Raw genomic sequence first — 19,670 nt, 5'->3', positions numbered from 1 at the left:
AGTCAGTGCTGTCCGAGGTCGTGGGCCAGTACCTCGGCTGATGGAGTCAGCCTTCTGCGGGTGTCGACCGCGACGACCTGCCAGTCAACGCGGGAGAAGTCGTCGAACTTACGCCTCGCTCGTTCTCGGGCCCGTTCCGTTGCACCGTGGTGAACCCCTTGCGGCGCATGAGAAATCAGGCCCGGCGGCATCGGGATGCCGTAAAGCGATCCGCCGTGGAAGAACGCGACCTCGTCGTAGTCGGCGTTGCGGTGATACCACGGCGTGCGCTCGGTGCCCGGCACGCCTTCGGCCGGCCTGGGCAGAAAGTTCATCACATAAACACCGGTGGCCTGCATGAACAGGTGCACGGTCGGTGGCAGATGCACGCTGTCGGAGGTCACGACATTGTAGTCGTCGATATTGAAGGTGAACGGGAAATTGTCGCCCCGCCAACCTTCGACATCGAGCGGATTGTGTTGGTAGAACAGCGTTGTCGGACCACCCTCGTGGACGAGCCGGACTTCGTACTCGTCGCGGCCGTCATCGGGCAGCGGTGCCGGCTCGGGGATTGTGGCTTGCGACGGGTCGAAGGGGAAGTGTCGCCCCAGCGCGCCGGGCGGCGGAACCCGGAACTCGTCGGTCGCCTCGATCATCAGCAGCGTGGTTTCGCTGTCCGGTGCGTGACGCCATGTGCACGCTTTGGGCAGATACACCCAATCGCCTTCACGGTAATGCAGCGGGCCGAACTCGGTTTCCAACAACCCGACGCCGGCATGCACAAAACACAGCAGGTCATCATCGACATGGCGGATGTAGAACGGCATCGGCGCGCTGCGTCGCGACAACGAGATGCGGCAGTCGGCATTGGAGAACAGCAATAGCGGGCCGCCGTCGGCGTGGGTGGCGTCGCCGGGTTTGAGCTCATCGGTCAATATGTCGACTGGGCGCAGCGGTCCGATGCAGCGGTAGGCGGTGGGGTCGTGGCGGCGGTACAGGCTGGCAGTGCGGCCGGTGAACCCGCCGCGGCCGAGCTCGTCGTCCTTGAGGCCGTCCAGATCAGCATGAAGCCGGCGTGGCGTCTTGCCTTTGCGCAGGTGGACGAAGGATTCCATAGCGGCTCCCGGGTCGGCGGAGACAAAAGTAAAAGTGACGTTACTTTTTCTTTCGCCGCGGCACAAGGTCGCGAGCAGACGCAGAATCGCATTCGACACCGCGTGTCGATGCGATTCTGCGTCTGCTCGCCGTCAGAAGCCGCCGGCCACTCGAACGACCGCTCGGCCCGAGAATGTCCCGGCGCGCAACTGGTCGAGCACGCCGAGCACATCCTTGACGTCCACGTCGGTGGTGATCGCCGCGAGATGACGCGGCCGCATCGAATCGCCCAGACGCGCCCACAGCTCTCGCCGCGGCCCGATGGGTAGCTGCACCGAGTCGATGCCGAGCAGCGCGATCCCGCGCAGGATGAATGGCATCACCGTGGTGTGCAGGGCCGCGCCGCCGGTCAGTCCGCTACAGGCCACCGCGCCACGGTACTTCACCGCGCTGAGCACGTCCGCGAGTGTCGCGCCGCCTACACAGTCCACGCCGGCCGCCCAACGGGCCTTGGCCAGCGGGCGGGGCTTGGCGTCCGGGTCTGGTAGTCGACCGATAACCTCTGCTGCGCCAAGCTGTTTCAGCCGTTCGGCCGCCTGGGTCTTACCCGTCGACGCCACCACCTGGTAGCCGGCGGCCGCAAGCAGATCCACACTGATCGAGCCGACGCCGCCGGACGCGCCGGTCACCACGACCGGCCCCGCGTCGGTCGCGACGCCCCAGTCGATCAGTGCCTGCACGCTCATCGCGGCGGTGAACCCGGCCGTGCCGATGGTGGCGGCGTCGTATGGGCTGAGCGCGCCCAGTGGCACCACCTGGTCGGCGGGCAGCCGGGCGTATTCGGCATAGCCGCCGTGGTGACCGGTGCCGATCTGGTACCCGTGGGCCAGAACCGCATCGCCGGGCTTGAAATCCGGTGATTGCGAGTCGACGACTTCGCCGGTGAGGTCGATCCCGGGGACGACGGGGTAGTCGCGGACCACCCCGCCGCCGGGTGTCAGCGCCAACGCGTCCTTGTAGTTGACGCTGGAGTAGAGCACCCGGATTGTCACGTCGCCGGGTGGCAGATCTTCCCCGCGAAGTGTCTCTACGGCGGCGGTGATCCGGTCGCCGTCCTTGCGGGCGATTAGTGCCTGAAACGTCTCCATGGGCTCGACGCTATCGCCTTGCGCGGCGGCGCATCCGGGCGAGGCCGTCGACTATCAGCTCGAGCCCGAGTGCGAACTCTTCGTCCAATGGCACGGGCAGGTGGTCGGCCACCGTGAGTGTCGCTGGGAATGCCCGCGGGTCGAGCGTGTGAAAGTGGCCCGCTAGCTTCGCATCGTCGAATTCGTGACCGGCGAGCTGCAAAGCGAAGCCCAAGACGTAGCGGGCCACGGTCGCATACGCACGAGCCGCGAGTTGCGGTGTGAATCCGTTGTCGAGCAAGACTGCTAACAATCGCTCGCGCTGCGCTATCGCGTTGGGGCCGATCGGCGGCTGCTCGCTCAGCAAGGGCATCACGTTGGGGTGGCGGCGAAACGCCTCGAACATGGCGCGCGCGAACGACGCGCACGCCTGCCGCCACCCCTGTGCGGCAAGCTCGTCGGCGCTGAACTCCACCTCTCCGAAAACGCGGTCCAGGACCTGGGCGATCACTTCGCTCCGGTTGGCGAAATGGCGATAAAGCGTGGCCGTTCCTGACTCCAGCCGCTGCGCCAGCGTTCTCATCGACAACGCGTCGGCGCCTTGCTCATCGACGATCTGTAGCGCCATGTCGATGATCCGGTCGAGTGGGACCGCCGGACGCCCGCGGGAGCGACGAGTATGTGCGGTGGTCACGGGCCCCAGTATTGCCGGTCTTGACAGCCAGCACAATAACGAGAACACTGTATCCATTATCATCTCCGCGAGGCGCGCCGTCGCCACCGGGTCGGGCAATGAGATTCAGGAAGGACGATGCTCGTGCTCTTACCGCTTGCGACGGAGCCGTTTACGGCCCCGACCGATCGCGAGATGCTCCCTTGGGAGCGGCGCGAATTTGTCCGCACACATCGCACGTGCGTGTTCGGCTACCGGCGCAAACACGACGGCCCGGCCATGTCGGTCGTGTACTACATTCCCACCGACGATGACGAGTTGCTGGTGTCCACAATGGCCGGACGCGGCAAGGCTCGGGTAATCGCCCGGGACGGCAAGGTGAGCTTGTGCGTGCTAGACGAACGTTGGCCATTCGCCTATCTGCAGGTTTACGCCGACGCAGTGATCGAGCACGACCACGACCTCGTCGTGGATGTGATGATGGCGGTCGCCGGGCGGATGTCGGGCCAGCCGCTACCTGACGAAGGCCGCCCGGTTGTCGAGGCGATGGCCGAGAAGGAGGACCGCGTGGTCGTTCGCTGCCGGCCCTACGCGACGTTCGCGCAGCCGCCGCGGCACCTGTACCGCAATGATCAGGAAGAGCAGATCACCCACTGGATTTCAGGTGTTGTCCCATGGGACGCGCCGGACCCGGCCTGAGGCGGCTTGCCCGTAGGCTAAATGTGGCTGCCGCGTAAGCCTTATCAGGGCAATACGATGCGCAGCCGCTCCCAGCCGCGGACCGTCGATGTCGGTGCGAGCCGCGCGGTCTCGTAGTCGATGTCCCATTCAGGCCAGCGGTTGAGCAACTCGTCGAGCGCGACGCGGCCTTCCAGGCGTGCCAGGTTGGCGCCGAGGCAGTAGTGCAGACCCTTGCCGAAAGTGAGGTGCGCGCCCTCGTTGCGGTGGATGTTGAACGTATCCGGGTCGCTGAACCGCCGCGGGTCGCGGTTGGCCGCTCCGAACAACAACAGCATCGCGCTGCCCGCGGGCACGGTGGTGCCGTAGCACTCGAAATCCTTTGCCATCCAGCGGGCGACGTGTGGGCCCGTCGGCTCGAACCGCAGCGTCTCGTCGACGGCGCGGTTCAGCAGTGACCGGTCCTCGAACACATCGCGGCGCTGGTCGGGATGTTCGGCGAACACCTTGGCCAGCCAGCCGATGAGCCGCCCGGTCGTCTCGTTGCCGGCGCCGGCGACGACCTGCGTGTAGCGCAGCACCTCGTCGCGGGTCAGTTTGCGTGTCACGCCGTTTTCGTCTTCGAACTCGACGTTGAGCAGCGCGGTCATCAAATCGTCGGAAGGGTTCTTGGCCCGCCAGTCGATGTAGTCGGCATAGATCCGACCGTCGGCGATCGCGTCGGGGTCGGCCACTTTCATCGGTGCGCCGGGCCGGGTGCGCAGGTTGGCGTCGTTTGCGTCACGCACGCTGATCTGGTCGTCTTCCGGGATGCCGAGCAGCATTCCGATCACCCGCATCGGCATCATCGAGGCTAGCTCGGCGATGATGTCGAAGCCGTCCGAGCCGACGAGCGGATCAAGGCAGCGCACGCAGAACCGGCGGATCTGGTCTTCGATCGCGGCCATCCGGCGCGGGGTGAAGACCCGCGACATCAGCCCGCGCAGCATGGTGTGCATGGGCGGGTCTTCGAACATCATGACGCCCGGCGGCATGTCGAAATCCGATTGGATGAGTTCGAGGATGTCGCCGCGGCTGCTGGAGAACGTCTCCCAGTTCGCCAGCGCCCTCTCGACGTCGGCGTGCCGCGAGAGCGCCCAGAAGTCGTAGCGCTCGTTGTAGTAGATCGGTGCTTCCTCGCGCAGCCGGGCATACACCGGGTAGGGATTGGCGACGATGTCGACGTCGTACGGGTCGTAGTAGACGTCGGTGTCGTTGGCGAGTGTCATTGCGCGTTTTCCTGTGTTGCTGGGCTCATTTCACGCAGTTGCCGGCGTCGACGGGCAGGGTGAGGCCGGTGAGGCGGCGGGATTCGCCGGAGGCCGGTCGACGTCGGCGGTCACGGTCGAAGTTCTTGACCATTTCGGCGGTCTCAGCGAGAACCGCGACGATGTCAGCGTGTTCATGCGTCAACCGGACCGCGTGGCTGCGGCCCTGCCCGCGCGCCGTGCCCGTGATTAACGCGACTGCGCCGACCACGCGATCCGGCATCCATTCCTCCTTGTTTGGGCGATCGCCCAATTACTAGGCTGATTCCATGTCTAGCAGCCCAGTCGGCCGCCGGTCAAGCGTTGGAGCTCGCGATTCGGCGACACGGCGCGCGCTGATTCGAGCGACAGCCGAGATCATGATCGAAGACGGTTACGCAGCCGCGACGTCGCGGCGGGTGGCCGCCAAGGCCGGCGTCCGGCCGGCATTGGTCCATTACTACTTCCCCAGCATGGACGACCTGTTCGTGGCGGTCCTGCGGGCCGGAGCGGAGTCAACCCTGCAGCGTCAGCGACAGGCTTTGAGCGGCGACAAGCCGCTGCACGAGCTGTGGCGGCTCAACAGCACGCAGGGCGCCCAACTGATGCTGGAGTTCATGGCGTTGGCGAACCACCGCAAGGAGATTCGCAGTGAGATCGCCGCGTACGCCGAACGCTACGGAGATATGGAGGCTGCCGCGCTGACGAAGGCCATGCGCGTCCATGGCGTCGACATGACGGAGTTCCCGCCGGCGGTGATGTCGATGATCCTGACGAGCCTTGCGCGCATCATGCTGCTCGAGCAAAGCCTCGGCATCGACCGCGGCCACGAGGCAGTTCAAGAGTTTGTGGGGCGCTACCTTGATCGTTTCGAAGTCTCGTCGACCGGCGGTACGTCTGGTTGAAGCAACCGCTCTTCCAGCGGGGGCAATATCCATGACGCGAAGACGCACCTGTCGCCATCACTCGAGTCGAGAACGAAGAGCCGATCGCCCCGCCACGTTCCGACGCAAGCCTGTCGATTCCACCAGGTGTTTCATCCGCCGGTCATCGCTGCACGGATCACCACCAGGTCATGGTCGTTGATCTTGAACACAGCGAAGCGAAACTTTTAGCCCCATCGCGACTTGTCTTCGATGAAGTCGAGTTGGTCGATCAGCGGCCGGATCGGCGTCTCAGTGCACTCCAGGAAGTCGACCTTGCGTCGCCACGGGTGGAAGTCGGGCCTGATCTCCGTCTGGTACGGCTCATCGTCGGCGACTTGCCCGATGGCGGTGAAGGCCTAAAGCGGCTCACCGTCGGGGTATGCAGTTTTCGGCGAGTAGACGATAATCCAGTCACCTCGGGCCATCTTGCGCAGCATGTGCGACTTGCCGTGGTTGGTCTGGGTAAAGCGACCCCCCACCCCCTGCTCGACATGGTCACGGCTGACCGTATTGATCCAATTCGTCATGCCCGCACGCTAAGCCGGGCGCCCGACACATCCGCGTTCTTGGATGTCGGGCTGTGGATACCGGAACGTACTCGCGGTGGCAACAACCGGCGCGCAGGTCACGCCGTGATATCACATACGCCATCAATTGGAAAGGCATCAACCCCCACAAGAGAGCGACTGAAGAGACCGCTGAGCATACTGAGGTCAGTGTTGACGGCCTCGCAGCCACCCACTCGCGCGAACAGCCTTAAAACCCAACCAAATTCGGGGACTCTAGCGTCTGCTCGGCAGCCCCCTACTTGAGTTCCGACGACGACAGGCCCAACAGACGGCGGGCGACCACCAGCTGCTGGATCTGCTGCGTGCCTTCGAAGATGTCCATGATCTTCGAGTCGCGCGCCCACTTCTCGAACAGCGTCTGCTCCGAATATCCTGTGGTGCCAGTCAATTCGACGGCCTTGAGGGTGATGTCGCTGGCCACCCGACCGGCCTTGGCCTTGCTCATCGACGCTTCTTTGGAGTTGGGAATACTGTTGTCGGCCTGCCACGCCGCGCGCAGCGCCAGCAGATAGCTGGCTTCCCAGTCGGCCTCCATCCGCAAAAACTCCGCGGCGGGGGAGCTTTGCGCGTGCCACGGTTTGTCGTAGGAGATCTCAACCCCGGCGTTGGTCAGGATTTTGCGCAGCTCTTCCAGCGCGGCGCGGGCGATCCCGATGGCCATGGCCGCGACGATCGGGCGGGTGTTGTCAAACGTCTCCATCACGCCGCCGAAACCCTTGCTGGTGTCTATCTCTGGGCTGCCCAGCAGGTTTTCTTTGGGGATGCGCACGTTGTCGAAGCGGATGGTGGCGGTATCGGAGCCCTTGATGCCTAGCTTCTTCTCAAGCCGCTCGACAGTGACGCCCGGATGCTCACGCGGCACGATGAACGGCTTGATCGCCGCGCGACCCTTCGACTTGTCCAGGGTGGCCCACACCACGATGTGGGTGGCCCGCGAACCAGCGGTGACGAAAATCTTCTCGCCATTGATCACGTATTCGTCGCCGTCGAGTGTGGCGGTCGTCGACACCGCGGCCGAGTCCGACCCGAAGCCTGGTTCGGTGATGGCCATCGCCGCCCACACCTTGCCCAAGCGTTGCAGCTGCTCGTCGGTGGCCAGACCGGAGATCGTCGCGTTGCCCAGGCCTTGGTAGGGCATCGACAGCATCATCGCGGCATCGCCCCAGCTGGCTTCGATGGTCTGCAGCACCGCAGCCATGTTGGGGCCGTTGCGGTTTTCTTCGTTGCCCTCACTCTCGCGGAATGCCTCGGCGCCGGTGAGGCCCAACGTATTCGATTCGGCCGCACCCATAAACAGGTTGGCTAGGGTGTCGAGCTCGACCGGATAAGCGTGTTCGTTCAGGTCGTATTTGCGCGCGATCGGCCGCATCATCTCGGCAGCACCCTGGTGTGCTTTGTCGATCACCGCGTGCATCTTGCGGGGAAGTTCCAGATTGATTGCCATGATCGGTCTTTCGAGTAACAGACTTAGATAACGACGACGCCCTCGGCGACGCCGATGGCTCTCAGGTCGCGATACCAGCGCTCGACGGGGTGTTCCTTGGTGTAGCCGTGGCCGCCGAGCAGCTGGACACCGTCCAGGCCGATCTGCATGCCCTTGTCGGCGCCGAGCCGCTTGGCCAGCGCCGCTTCGCGCGCGAATGGCAGACCCTGCTCGGCGCGCGCGGCGCCGCGCCAGGTGATCATCCGCAGCCCATCGAGTTCGATGGCGATGTTGGCGCACATGAACGCCACCGACTGCCGGTGGGCGATGGGCTCTCCGAACGCTTCGCGTTCCTTGACATAGGGGACGACGTAGTCGAGCACGGCGTGCGAGGTGCCGACGGCCAGCGCCGCCCACCCCAGTCGGGACAACGCGATCGCCTCGGCGTAGTCGTCGTCGGAGGCCTCATCCTCGCCCAACCGGGCGCTAAGCGGCACCGAAACGTGATCAAGCTCAACCTGACCCAGCGCCGCTGCGCGAATGCCCATGCTCGGGTCGGCCTTCACGGTCAGGCCGCTGCTCGACGACTCGACGATGAACAGTGTCGGTTTGCCGGCCAGTTGCGCGCCGACGATGAACAGCTCGGCATCCGCGGCTGCGGGGACCAAGGACTTGACTCCGTCGAGCCGGTACCCGCTGGGGGTGCGCACCGCGGTGGTTCTCAGACGAGTCGGGTCGAACAGCGGCTGCGGTTCGGCGATCGCGACGCAGGCCTGCGGGACGTTTTCGCCGGCGAATTCCTTGAGGTAGGTGGCCTGCTGATCGGCGCTGCCCCAATGGGTGAGTGCCGAGGCCACGCCACCAGGGGCCAAGATCGGCAGCGCGAGCCCCATGTCGCCGTAGGCCAGTGCCTCGGCCACCAGGACGTTGGTGACGCTGGAGCGATGCGCGGCGATTCCCTCGAAATCTTCGGGAACGTTGATCGCGGTGACACCCAGCTCGGCGGCCTTGGTGATCAGGTCGGGCGGGTACTGGGCCGCCTCGTCGGCCTCCGGCGCTGCCGGCCGCAAGATCTCTTGGGCGAACTGGTCGACGGTTTCGACGATCATCTTCTGGTCGTCGTCGGGTGTTAAGTCGAAGTAGTCGCGGCCGCTTGCCTTGAGCCGGGTCGGCCCGCCGCGAAGGCCTTGGATCCGCTTGAACTGTCGGGTGGTAGCCCCGGCAACCGAAAAGCTTGTCTTGACCCCGTAGCGCAAGGTGCGGTTGAGCGGATCGCGGAGATGGTATTTGTCCAGGAAGTCCTGGCCCACGATCGGGGTGAGCAATCCCAGCGCGATGTCGATGCCGGTGCGCTTGTGCCTGTGCTCTCCGACGGCGGTTTTGCGACCGGCCCGCTTGGCGCGGCCGTTTGCGGAGATGGTGTTGGTCATGACGGCGGCCTCGGTGGTTGGGGCAGTGCGGATGACCCTATCTTACTCCAGAGTAAGATAGGTGGCTCTGTTAACTACTTCACACCCGCGACAGGCTCGCCCGGATGGGCAGCCGCCGCCGGCCCCAGCCTTCGGCCGGCCCGTCGTAGACGCCGGGCAGCCGGTAGCCGCAGGCTTGGCAGCGGCCATCGTCGGTTAGCGCGTAGTGCCGGATCGCGTACCAGTCCCGAACCACGACCGCGGCCCCGCAACCGGGGCAGCACGTGGTCCCGCCCTCCGTGTCGTGCACGTTGCCGGTGTAGACGAACCGCAGCCCTTCGCCGAGTGCGATTCGGCGGGCCCGGGTCAGGGTGGCCGGCGGGGTCGGCGGTGTGTCGGTCATCTTGTAGTCGGGGTGAAACGCGGTGAAATGCAGCGGTACGTCGACGCCAAGGTTTTCCCGGATCCATTCGCATTCGGCGGTGATCTCGGCGTCGCTGTCGTTGCGACCCGGGATGAGCAGCGTGGTGATTTCGAACCACACGTCGGTTTCGTGGCGCAGGTAGACGAGGGTGTCCAGCACGTCCTGCAGGTGCCCGACGCATACTCGGTGGTAGAAGTCCTCGGTGAACGCCTTGAGGTCGACGTTGGCGGCGTCGATGTGCCGGTAGAACTGCGCGCGCGGCGCCGGGCACATGTAACCCGCCGTCACCGAGATCGCCTTGATCCCCCGTTCATGGCAGGCGTCGGCAACATCGGCGGCGTACTCCCAAAAGATCGTCGGGTCGTTGTAGGTGAAAGCAACGCTGCGACAACCTAATTCGTCAGCGACCCGGGCGATGTCGTCGGGAGTGGCTTGGCTTGCGAGGGTATCGACCTCACGGGATTTGGAGATATCCCAGTTCTGGCAGAATTTGCAGGCCAGGTTGCAGCCTGCGGTGCCGAACGACAGCACCGCCGAACCGGGCAGGAAGTGATTCAGCGGTTTCTTCTCCACCGGGTCGACGCAAAACCCGCTGGAGCGCCCGTAGCTCGTCAGTTTGATCTGGTCGTCGATACGAGCGCGGACGAAACACAGCCCGCGCTGGCCCTCGTGCAGCTTGCAGGCGCGGGGGCATACATCGCACTGAATCCGGCCGTCGTCGAGGCGCTGCCAGTACTTCGTGGCGATCGCGAACTGATCACTCATGGCGTGGCCCCCGTCGACCAGGCTACCCGCGCGACAGTGTCGAAAGCACCTGGTCATGCAGTAGGCCGTTGGTAGCGACCGCGCTACCCTCGTGCGGGCCCGCGGTGCCGTCGACACTGGTGAATGTTCCGCCCGCTTCACGCACCAGAATGTCCAACGGCGCCAGGTCCCACACCGACACCTCCGGCTCGGCGGCAATGTCGACGGCGCCCTCGGCGACCAGGCAGTAGGACCAGAAGTCGCCGTAAGCCCGCACCCGCCACACCGCGTCGGTGAGTTTAAGGAAGCGTTCCCGCAGGCCCAGCCGCGCCCACCCGGACAGGCTGGAAAACGACAGGCTGGCCGCGTCCAGTTGCGCCACCGAGGACACCGCCAGCCGACGCGGGGGCGCGCCGTCGACCGCCGCGAACGCGCCGGCGCCCCGCGCGCCCCACCATCGGCGCCGCAGCGCCGGCGCGCTGATCACCCCGACCGTCGGCACCGCGTCGTCGAGTAACGCGATCAAGCTGGCCCACACCGGCACCCCACGCACGAAATTCTTGGTGCCGTCGATCGGGTCGATGATCCATTGCCGGCCGCTGAACGTGTTTGCGCCGCCGTATTCTTCACCTAAAACTCCGTCGCCGGGCCGCTCGCGCCGCAGCAGTTCCCGCAACGCGGATTCGACGGCACGATCGGCGTCGGTCACCGGTGTGAGATCTGGCTTAGTGTCGACCTGCAAGTCCAGCGCGCCGAACCGGGCCAGTGTCACCGCGTCCGCACGGTCGGCCAGCGCCAGTGCGAACTTCAGATCGTCCATGGCAGCAGTCCTACCATGGCGGCATGTGGGAAATTGGTGTGCTGCTCCTGCTGATCGCAACACTGGCGGTGTTGCTGGCGCCGCGGTTTATCCGGCGCGGCCCGGGCCAGGACGCGGTGCACGGCACGCTGCTGGTCACCGGCGTGAGCCCGCGCCCGGACGCCACCGGCCAGCAGTACGTCACCATCACCGGAGTCATCAACGGACCCACGGTCAGCGAACACACGGTCTATCAGCGCATGGCCGTCAACGTCGACGAATGGCCGACGATGGGTGACCTGCTGCCGGTGGTGTACTCGCAGAAGAATCCTGACAACTGGGCTTTCGCTCCGCCTGAGCAACGCCTGGCCTAGCGCGCCGGCGTGCCGGTCGGCCCACGGTGGTCAGCAGGTGGTGCAGCATCGCGATGAACGTGATCACCCACACCGCCAAGGCGAACCAGCTTTCGATGTCGCTGATGCTTCTCACGATCGGTAGATGATCGGCCTGGCCGAGATAGTGGCCGCCCACACCGTACATGCCCAGTGGGAACACCACGCTCCATAGCCCCGCCTCGTAGCGCAGGGGGATGCGGTGGACGATGTGTTTCCAGATGCCGGCGGCAACCAGCGGCGGAATCAACCAGGTGCCGAAGGCCCAGAAGACGACGGATGTTCCGGCGATCAGGCCCCGGGTGGCAGCGACCATGGGCGCGTTGGCCATCTCCACGATGCGGGCGCCGGCCAGCACGGTGATCGCGGTGGCGCCCATCGACACCCAGTACTGCGGGTTGAGGTCCGCGGGGCGCAGGGGATAGAGCAACATGCGGCCGGTGACCAAGACACCGGTGCCGCCGTACAAGAACACCCCGACCGACCAGGAAAACACGGCTAGCAAAGCAAGTTCCCGGCGTTGCTGTCCGAGCGCGGGTTCCAGCGCAGCGGCGAGCACGGCGATGGATTCGCTTGCGACCACGAAGATAAACCAGGTGCCGTTCGCGTCCTGAAGGACGGGCCGGTGACGGTACCGCAGCACCGCCGTCCACGGCACCAGATACCCCAGCACCAGCCAGCTGATCCAGCCGACGGCCAGCAGTGCCAACGCAACCGCGTGGTGGGCGTCGATGGCCAGCCGGGTGCCGAACACGTCAGTGGCGGCGACGAACGTGAACAGCCCGAATGCTCGGCCCGGATTACCGAGGTCCTCACCAAACTCTCTGCGGTAGGCCATGATTCGTACTGCACTCAGCGCTAGCAGCACGACGTAGGCGAAGCAAGTCAGCCACAACAGCCCCACCGACAGGGTGTAGACGCGGTGGTGGTACATCGCGATCGACACGATGCCGGTGGCCATGACCAGTGCGAAATACCCGGGATTGAGGGTCCGTACCGCTTCACGGACTCCGTTAATCTGCTCCACGGTCGGGCCTTGTCTTAGTAGGGGACACCGATTTTGCGCCACCGTCGCCCGCTGGTACCGGGCTCGTGCGGTCGGTCGGCGACCCGGCTGCGGATGACGATGTAGGGCCGCCACAAATACCACAGCGGGTAGCTCCAGGCGTGCACCAGGCGGCTGAACGGCCAGACGATGAAGATTGCCCAGGCCGCGGCCGCGTGCAGTTGGTATAGGAATGGTGCAGCCGTGATTGCCCGCACGTTGGGATGGAACGTGGCCAGGCTGCGGAACCACACGCCGACGGTGTTGCGGTACTCGTAATGTGACGTGTCCTCTATGCCCAGGGTCAGGAAGATGCCAAGGATCACGATGATGCCGAGCAGGATCAACGCCAGATAGTCCACGGCGCTGGTGGTGCCACGCACCCGGGGAATCATCGTGCGCCGGAAGGTCAGCACCGCGGCGCCGATCAAGATGCCGACGGCGGCGGTTGAGCCGGCGACGGCGGAAAAGTCCTGATACCACGTCTCGGGGATGCCGAGCCAATCGGTGACCGATTTCGGCACCAAAATGCCGAGAATGTGCCCGAAGATCGCGGCGAAGGTGGCGTAGTGGAACAGTGGCGAGCCCCATTTGAGCAGTCGCCGTTCCTGCAGTTGGGTCGAGTGGCTGGTCCAGCCGAACTGGTCGTAACGCCAGCGCCAGATGTGGCCGACCACGAAGACGACGATCGCGGTGTAGGGCAGGATCACCCACCACCAGATGTCCCAAGCGCTTAGCGGGATCATGGCGTTTGCTTGGGTCCGTAACCGGCCAAGTAGTCCGGCGGGGCGAACGGCTCTAAACCCACTTCTTCGCTCGGTGGGCCGGATTCCCAGGCGGCGCGCACTTGTTCGAATTCCCTTCTGCCCAGCCGTGGAAAGGTGGCGATCACTGCGGCGACGACGTCGGCGTAGGGTGATTGCGCGGTGACCAGGGCGCGGCGCAGCAACTCTAGATCAGTGCGGTGCCCCGACAGCAGCCGTTTGCCGCGGGGGCACAGCGTGGCGAAGTCCAGCACCATCGGCAGGTAGTCGGGTAATTCGTCCCCGGATGGGACGAACCCGGCGTCACGGTAGGCGGCCTTAAACGTCACCATTGCCATGCCCCGTTTGCGGGTGTCGCCGTAGCGGTAGTACGTCAGGTACAGGCTGCACCTGCGGCGCATGTCGAACGTTTGCACGTAGTGCTGTGCGACGTCGTTGGGCGGGGTGGCGCGAAGCCAGCTTAGGAACCGCCCGAACGATTCGCGCGTCGGCTTGGGGCTGGTTTCGGCGGCGAACTTGTCCAGTGTGTCCAACCCGTCGAAGAGCGCCGTCGTCGGGTATTGCAGCAGTACCGACGCCAGCTTGATCGCCTGGGTATTCATGCGCGCCGCGCTTTCGGAAACATGCCGGGCACCTTGTCCTTGCCGTTCCAGTTGAGTAGGTTGAAAGCGGTTCTGCGACCCCCTGATTCGGGCGGACCGTAGCCACCCATGCCGGGCCCGCCGTCGGTGTCGAGGCTGCAGAACAGCTGCTCGTGTTGGCCCATGAGCCTACCGGCTTCCTCGTTGTGCGCCGGCGGAATAACGTAGCGGTCTTCGTATTTCGCGATCGCCAACAGCCGGTAGAGATCCTCCAGTTCGTCGCCGCTTGCCCCGACCGAAGCCGGAAGGTTCTCGTCGAGGTCGAGGCCCAGCTGCCCGGCACGCTGGATGGCCCGCACCGCAGCCAGTTTGCGTAACACGCGTCGTATCACGTCGGAGTCGCCCGCGGTGAACAGGTTGGCCAGATACTCCATCGGGATGCGCAGCGCGTCGATGGTGGCGAACACGTTGTCCGGGTTGTCGTCGTAGCCGGCGGCGCCAACCACGTCGGCCACCGGTGACAGCGGTGGGATGTACCACACCATCGGCAGCGTCCGATATTCCGGGTGCAGCGGCAGCGCGACTTTATGCCGCACCGCCAACTCGTAGACCGGAGAGCGTTGCGCCGCCTGAATCCAGTCGTGTGGAATGCCTTGTCGCGCAGCCTCACCCGCCACGTATGGGTCATTCGGGTCGAGGAACACACCCAGCTGGGCCTCATAGAGATCCTGGGTGTCGGGCGTGGCCGCGGCGTCAAGCACCCGGTCAGCGTCATAGAGCACCAGCCCCAGGTAGCGCAGCCGGCCCACGCAGGTCTCCGAACAGATCGTCGGCATGGCCTGCTCGATGCGCGGATAACAGAACGTGCACTTCTCCGCCTTGCCGGTCCGGTGATTGAAATACACCTTTTTATACGGGCAGCCTGACACACAGAAGCGCCAGCCGCGGCAGCGGTCCTGGTCGACGAGCACAATCCCGTCCTCGGCGCGCTTGTACATCGCTCCTGACGGGCACGACGCCACACAGGACGGATTGAGGCAGTGCTCACAGATGCGGGGCAGGTAGAACATGAACACCTGCTCGAACTCCATCTTCACCCGATCCTGGAGGCCGGCCAGGTCCGGGTCGTCGACCGCGAGCTCGGGCGCACCGGCCAGGTCGTCATCAAAGTTGCTGCCCCACTTGACCGTCATGTCGCGGCCGGTGAGCGCCGATATCGAATGCGCACTGGGATTCGGTGTGCCCAGCGGCGCGTCGATCACGGTCTGGTAGTCATAGGTCCACGGATCGCCGTAATCATCGATGGTGGGCAGGTCAGGGTTGTAGAAAATCGACAACAGCCGGCGCAGCCGCCCGCCGGCCTTAAGCTGAAGGCGCCCTTTGCGATCCAGCGTCCAGCCGCCGCGCCAGTGCTCTTGATCTTCGTAGCGTTTCGGATAGCCGATACCCGGCTTGGTTTCCACATTGTTGAAGTAGACGTACTCGGTGCCCGGCCGGTTGGTCCACACCTGCTTGCATGTCACTGTGCACGTGTGGCAGCCGATGCACTTATCGAGGTTCATCACCATCGCCACATGGGCCATCACCCTCACCGGTAGGCCACCTCCTGCGCGCGGCGACGGATGACGGTGATCTCGTCACGCTGATTGCCCGTGGTGCCGTAGTAGTTGAAGCCGAACGACATTTGGGCGTAGCCGCCGATCATGTGGGTCGGTTTGATCACCAGCCGGGTCAGCGAATTGTCGCCGCCGCCATGCCAACCCGACACTTCGGACTTCGGTGTCATGAGGTGGCGGTCCATGGCGTGATACATGAACACCGTGCCCCGGGGCATGCGGTGGGTGACCACGGCCCGGCAGGCCACCACGCCGTTGCGGTTGTAGGCCTCGATCCAGTCGTTGTCTTTGACGCCGATCACGGCCGCATCGGCCGGACTCATCCAGATCACCGGCCCACCGCGAAACAGCCGCAGCATGTGCAGATTGTCTTGATACTCCGAGTGAATCGACCACTTGGAGTGCGGGGTGAGGTAGCGCACGGTGATCTCGGGCCGGCCGTCTTCGCTGAGTCCTTGGTGCCCGAAGTGACGCGCATAGTTCAGCGGCGGGCGATATACCGGCAACCATTCACCGTATTCGGCGATCCAGTCGTGGTCGAGGAAGAAATGCATCCGCCCGGTCAGCGTGTGCCAGGGTTTCTTGCGTTCGACGTTGACCACGAACGGTGAGTAGCGCCGCCCACCCGTCTCGCTGCCCGACCATTCCGGCGAGGTGATCACCGAGCGCGGCTGAATCTGAGTGTCCTCGAAGGTGATGTGTTCACCGGCCCGGCCTGCGGCCAAGTCGGCCAACCGCATCCCGGTGCGCTCTTCCAACGCCTGCCAGCCCTGCATCGCGACCGCGCCGTTGGTGGTGCCCGACAGCGCGAGGGTCGCATCGGCCATGTAAACGTCACGTGCCAGCGATGGCCGGCCATTGGCGACCCCGCCGTGGACGATTCCATTCTTGCGGCCAAGGAACTCGACTGCCCGGGCGGGTTTCCAGCTGATGCTTTTCACCGGGGTGCCCATCGTTTCGACGAGTGGGCCCAGCGCAGCCCATTTGTCGGCGACCGCGGCGTAGTCGCGCTCGACGCTCACCAGCTTCGGCATCGTCTTGCCCGGTATCGGGTCGCACTCCCCATACCGCCAATCGCGCACCACCCCGCGGGGTTGGGCCAGCTCATCGGGTGTGTCGTGCATCAGCGGCGCGGCGATCACGTCGGTGCGCGTGCCCAGATGTTTTGCGGCGAGCCGGGAGAAATCGCGGGCAATGGTGGCGAACGCGTCAAAGTCGGTGCGGGCCTCCCACGGGGGTGGGATGGCCGGGTTGAACGAGTGCACGAACGGATGCATGTCGGTGGTGGAGATGTCGTACTTTTCGTACCAGGTCGCCGCCGGCAGCACGATATCGGAATACGTGCAGGTACTGGTCATCCGAAAGTCGATGGCCACGGCCAAATCGAGCTTGCCGCACGGTGCCTCGTCGCGCCAGCGCACCTCGGCCGGGCGCAGCGCCTCGGGCGTTTCGTTTGCCCGCACCGCGTTATGGGTGCCCAGCAGATGGCGCATGAAATACTCCATGCCCTTACCGGACGAGCCCAGCAAATTGGCCCGCCACACCGTCAGTACACGCGGGAAGTTCACTGGATTGTCGGGATCCTCGCCCGCGAAACCCATTCGGCCAGAGCGTAATTCGTCGATGACATAGTCGGCGACGCTCTTGCCGGCCGCGGCCGCGGCATCGGCCAAATCCAGCGGGTTGCGGTCGAACGTCGGAAACGACGGCGCCCAGCCCAGCCGCGCGGACTGGGCCAGCACGTCGGCCATCGCCTTGCCCCGAAACAATCCGCGACCCAGCGGGCTGGCCAGCTCGTCGGCGCCGAACTGCTCGTAGCGCCACTGGTCGGTGTGCAAGTAGAAAAACGAGGTGCCGGTCATCTGCCGCGTCGGGCGCTGCCAGTCTAGTGCGAACGCCACCTGCTGCCACCCGGTCAGCGGACGCACCTTTTCCTGACCGACATAGTGCGCCCAGCCGCCGCCGTTGACCCCCTGGCAGCCGCACAGCATCGTCAGCGTGAAAAAGCTGCGATAGATCTGGTCGGAATGGAACCAATGATTGGTGCCCGCGCCCATCGCGATCATCGACCTGCCTTTGGAGAGCTCTGCATTGCGGGCGAATTCGCGGGCCACCCGGGCAGCCGCTTCGGCCGGCACCGACGTGATCGCCTGCTGCCAGGCAGGCGTGTACGGTTGCGACGCGTCGTCGTAGCCGGTGGGCCATTCGCCGGGCAAGCCGGGGCGCGCCACTGCGTAGTGGGCCATGAGCAAGTCGAACACCGTCGTCACCAGCTTCTGGCCCAGCCTTAGAACCGGCACGCCGCGGCGGATGGCACCGCCGCCCTCGGTCTCACCGATGTCGAAGCGGGGCAGGTCGATGGCGACCGCCCGCTCGTGCCGGCCATACAGGCTCAGCAGCGGGTCGAGGTCGCCGAGATCCAGATTCCACTTGCCCTTGCCCGCATCGCTGTAATGATCGGCGATGGTCCCGTTGGGCACGACCGGCTGCCCGGTCGCCGAGTCCAATAGCACCGTCTGCTGTACCGCGAGCTCACCGTCGTGACCCAGGTCGGCGGCGGTCAAAAACCGGTCCGGAGCATAGGCATCGCCGCGCTCCCGCAGGGTCACCAGGAAAGGCAGGTCGGTGTAGGTCTTCACATACTGCTGGAAATAGGGCACCTGGCGGTCGCGGAAGAACTCCGACAACACCACGTGCCCCATCGCCATCGCCAGCGCCCCGTCGGTGCCCGGCGCGCAGGCCAGCCAGTCGTCGGCGAACTTGGTGTGGTCGGAATAATCCGGGCTGACCACGACCACCTTCTGGCCGCGGTAGCGGGCCTCGACCATGAAATGCGCATCCGGGGTGCGGGTGATCGGCAGGTTGGTGCCCCAGATGATCAGGTAGGCCGCGTTCCACCAGTCACCCGACTCCGGCACGTCGGTCTGATCGCCGTACACCTGCGGAGAAGCCAGCGGCATATCGGCATACCAGTCGTAAAACGACAGGATCGTCCCGCCGATCATCGACAAAAACCGGGTGCCCGCCGCGTACGACACCTGCGACATCGCCGGGATCGGGGAAAATCCCACCACCCGGTCGGGCCCATACGTCTTGATCGTGTGCACATGCGCGGCCGCGATCAGCTCGCTGACCTCATCCCACGTCGAGCGCAAAAACCCACCCTTGCCGCGTGCGCTCTTATACGCGGTCGTTCGCGCAGGATCGGCGGTGATCTCCGCCCACGCCTCCACCGGGTCGTCCAGCCGCGAGCGGGCTTCCCGCCACATCTGCAGCAGCGGCTGGCGGACATACGGGTAACGCACCCGCGACGGCGAATAGGTGTACCAAGAAAACGACGCACCCCGCGGGCAGCCGCGCGGCTCGTACTCGGGGCTATCCGGCCCGACCGAGGGATAATCCGTCTCCTGGGTCTCCCAGGCGATGATGCCTTCTTTGACGAAGACCTTCCACGAACACGAGCCGGTGCAGTTCACACCGTGGGTGGACCGCACCTCCTTGCCATGCCGCCACCGTTCCCGATAAAACTCCTCCGCACCCCGACCCCCCCGGCGATGCACCTCGCGATGATCCGGCGTAGGTGTGCCCGGCGTAAAGAATTGCGCCTTACGCAGCAGCGACTCGACGGGCTCGCCACCCGGGAGCAGCGGCGCCAGGTAAGCCCGCGGTGCGGGACGCGCGGTCGCGCGCTCGACGCGGTCGCCCCCGGTTGACGATCGGGTGCCGGGTTCTGCCGTGCCAACCACTTCGCTCCTCCTGATCCGTTCGCGCGCTTTCGCGCGCGTGCCCTCCTGCGCCGGTCGGAAAACCACCCGTCTTCGGCGGATCAGGTGATGCCTCCTGAGCAGTCCCGAGCTGAACCCCGGGACGGTTCAGGCGTCGCATGCGCCTCTTCGTCCGTCATACCACTGGTTGCGCCAGATGTGGCGGTCGTTGCCGATTGTTTTTGCCCCGGCTCAAGCGCCACGCTGGACGAGCGCCACGCCGACACCGACCTCGCATGCGCTGATCGTTGTGGTTGGATCCCGCGGCAAAGCTGTCGAGCGATAGGGACAACCGATTGGCACAATGAATTCCGCCGTGTGCCTTGCGATTTTATTGACAGCGGGTGATGACACGCCAGCCGGTGACCTCCGTGAC

16 protein-coding genes and 2 pseudogenes are annotated in these 19,670 nt (G+C 65.1%); 3 read left to right on the top strand and 15 right to left on the bottom strand.

What is annotated here, in order from left to right; translation table 11 throughout:
• Window positions 1-2: 2 nt before the first annotated feature.
• The 3 genes from MHEC_RS17700 to MHEC_RS17690 form a co-directional block, all read right to left on the bottom strand.
• Window positions 3-1,094, bottom strand: a complete 1,092-nt coding sequence (locus MHEC_RS17700; RefSeq protein WP_048893233.1) for a homogentisate 1,2-dioxygenase — start codon at window positions 1,092-1,094, stop codon at window positions 3-5.
• Between the two features lie 132 nt (window positions 1,095-1,226).
• Window positions 1,227-2,222: an acrylyl-CoA reductase family protein gene (locus MHEC_RS17695; RefSeq protein ID WP_048893234.1), complete on the bottom strand. Its 996-nt coding sequence runs from the start codon at window positions 2,220-2,222 to the stop codon at window positions 1,227-1,229.
• A gap of 10 nt (window positions 2,223-2,232) precedes the next feature.
• Complete coding sequence (locus MHEC_RS17690; protein ID WP_235434976.1) at window positions 2,233-2,829, bottom strand: TetR/AcrR family transcriptional regulator C-terminal domain-containing protein; 597 nt, start codon at window positions 2,827-2,829, stop codon at window positions 2,233-2,235.
• 189 nt (window positions 2,830-3,018) lie between these two features.
• On the opposite strand from MHEC_RS17690, the gene MHEC_RS17685 reads away from it, so the two are divergent.
• Window positions 3,019-3,573 (top strand): pyridoxamine 5'-phosphate oxidase family protein, encoded by a 555-nt coding sequence (locus MHEC_RS17685; protein ID WP_048893253.1) that lies wholly within the window; start codon window positions 3,019-3,021, stop codon window positions 3,571-3,573.
• A gap of 44 nt (window positions 3,574-3,617) precedes the next feature.
• Here MHEC_RS17685 and MHEC_RS17680 read toward each other — a convergent pair whose 3' ends face one another.
• Complete coding sequence (locus tag MHEC_RS17680) at window positions 3,618-4,820, bottom strand: cytochrome P450 (RefSeq protein ID WP_048893235.1); 1,203 nt, start codon at window positions 4,818-4,820, stop codon at window positions 3,618-3,620.
• A gap of 112 nt (window positions 4,821-4,932) precedes the next feature.
• Window positions 4,933-5,082: pseudogene (locus tag MHEC_RS25235) on the bottom strand (SDR family mycofactocin-dependent oxidoreductase); the annotation flags it as partial.
• Between the two features lie 136 nt (window positions 5,083-5,218).
• Here MHEC_RS25235 and MHEC_RS17670 point away from each other — a divergent pair.
• The gene (locus MHEC_RS17670; protein ID WP_048893237.1) at window positions 5,219-5,743 is read left to right on the top strand and encodes a TetR/AcrR family transcriptional regulator; all 525 of its coding nucleotides are present in this window, start codon (window positions 5,219-5,221) and stop codon (window positions 5,741-5,743) included.
• A gap of 131 nt (window positions 5,744-5,874) precedes the next feature.
• On the opposite strand, the pseudogene MHEC_RS17665 reads toward MHEC_RS17670, so the two are convergent.
• The 5 genes and pseudogenes from MHEC_RS17665 to hisN all read right to left on the bottom strand — a co-directional run bounded on the left by MHEC_RS17665 (window position 5,875) and on the right by hisN (window position 11,153).
• Window positions 5,875-6,291: pseudogene (locus tag MHEC_RS17665) on the bottom strand (EVE domain-containing protein).
• Between the two features lie 277 nt (window positions 6,292-6,568).
• Window positions 6,569-7,777 (bottom strand): acyl-CoA dehydrogenase family protein, encoded by a 1,209-nt coding sequence (locus tag MHEC_RS17660; RefSeq protein WP_048893238.1) that lies wholly within the window; start codon window positions 7,775-7,777, stop codon window positions 6,569-6,571.
• Window positions 7,778-7,800: 23 nt separating this feature from the next.
• Window positions 7,801-9,186 (bottom strand): acyl-CoA dehydrogenase family protein, encoded by a 1,386-nt coding sequence (locus MHEC_RS17655; RefSeq protein WP_048893239.1) that lies wholly within the window; start codon window positions 9,184-9,186, stop codon window positions 7,801-7,803.
• 79 nt (window positions 9,187-9,265) lie between these two features.
• Window positions 9,266-10,354 carry an AmmeMemoRadiSam system radical SAM enzyme gene (amrS, locus tag MHEC_RS17650; protein WP_048893240.1) on the bottom strand — a complete coding sequence of 363 codons (1,089 nt, stop codon included), beginning with the start codon at window positions 10,352-10,354 and terminating at the stop codon, window positions 9,266-9,268.
• A 22-nt stretch (window positions 10,355-10,376) separates the two neighbouring features.
• A complete protein-coding gene (hisN, locus tag MHEC_RS17645) occupies window positions 10,377-11,153 on the bottom strand; it encodes a histidinol-phosphatase (RefSeq protein ID WP_048893241.1) in 777 nt (258 codons plus the stop codon).
• A 23-nt stretch (window positions 11,154-11,176) separates the two neighbouring features.
• Between hisN and MHEC_RS17640 the strand changes: the two genes are divergently transcribed.
• Entirely contained in the window at window positions 11,177-11,506 is a 330-nt protein-coding gene (locus MHEC_RS17640) for a hypothetical protein (protein ID WP_048893242.1), read from the top strand.
• On the opposite strand, the gene MHEC_RS17635 is transcribed toward MHEC_RS17640, so the two are convergent.
• The 5 genes from MHEC_RS17635 to MHEC_RS17615 are packed head-to-tail and all read right to left on the bottom strand — an operon-like array spanning window position 11,400 to window position 19,186.
• The gene (locus tag MHEC_RS17635; RefSeq protein WP_048893243.1) at window positions 11,400-12,551 is read right to left on the bottom strand and encodes a tellurite resistance/C4-dicarboxylate transporter family protein; all 1,152 of its coding nucleotides are present in this window, start codon (window positions 12,549-12,551) and stop codon (window positions 11,400-11,402) included. The two genes, MHEC_RS17640 and MHEC_RS17635, sit on opposite strands and share 107 nt — an antisense overlap.
• 14 nt (window positions 12,552-12,565) lie before the next feature.
• The gene (gene narI, locus MHEC_RS17630; RefSeq protein WP_048893244.1) at window positions 12,566-13,315 is read right to left on the bottom strand and encodes a respiratory nitrate reductase subunit gamma; all 750 of its coding nucleotides are present in this window, start codon (window positions 13,313-13,315) and stop codon (window positions 12,566-12,568) included.
• Window positions 13,312-13,935 (bottom strand): nitrate reductase molybdenum cofactor assembly chaperone, encoded by a 624-nt coding sequence (narJ, locus tag MHEC_RS17625; protein WP_048893245.1) that lies wholly within the window; start codon window positions 13,933-13,935, stop codon window positions 13,312-13,314. The genes narI and narJ overlap by 4 nt, the downstream gene beginning before the upstream one ends.
• Window positions 13,932-15,506: a nitrate reductase subunit beta gene (gene narH, locus MHEC_RS17620; RefSeq protein ID WP_048893246.1), complete on the bottom strand. Its 1,575-nt coding sequence runs from the start codon at window positions 15,504-15,506 to the stop codon at window positions 13,932-13,934. The genes narJ and narH overlap by 4 nt, the downstream gene beginning before the upstream one ends.
• The gene (locus MHEC_RS17615) at window positions 15,503-19,186 is read right to left on the bottom strand and encodes a nitrate reductase subunit alpha (RefSeq protein ID WP_048893254.1); all 3,684 of its coding nucleotides are present in this window, start codon (window positions 19,184-19,186) and stop codon (window positions 15,503-15,505) included. Before MHEC_RS17615 ends, narH begins: the two co-directional genes overlap by 4 nt.
• Window positions 19,187-19,670 lie beyond the last annotated feature (484 nt).

It is taken from the genome of Mycobacterium heckeshornense, assembly GCF_016592155.1.
GTDB lineage: Bacteria > Actinomycetota > Actinomycetes > Mycobacteriales > Mycobacteriaceae > Mycobacterium > Mycobacterium heckeshornense.
This window is presented reverse-complemented; position numbering and strand designations above follow the sequence as displayed.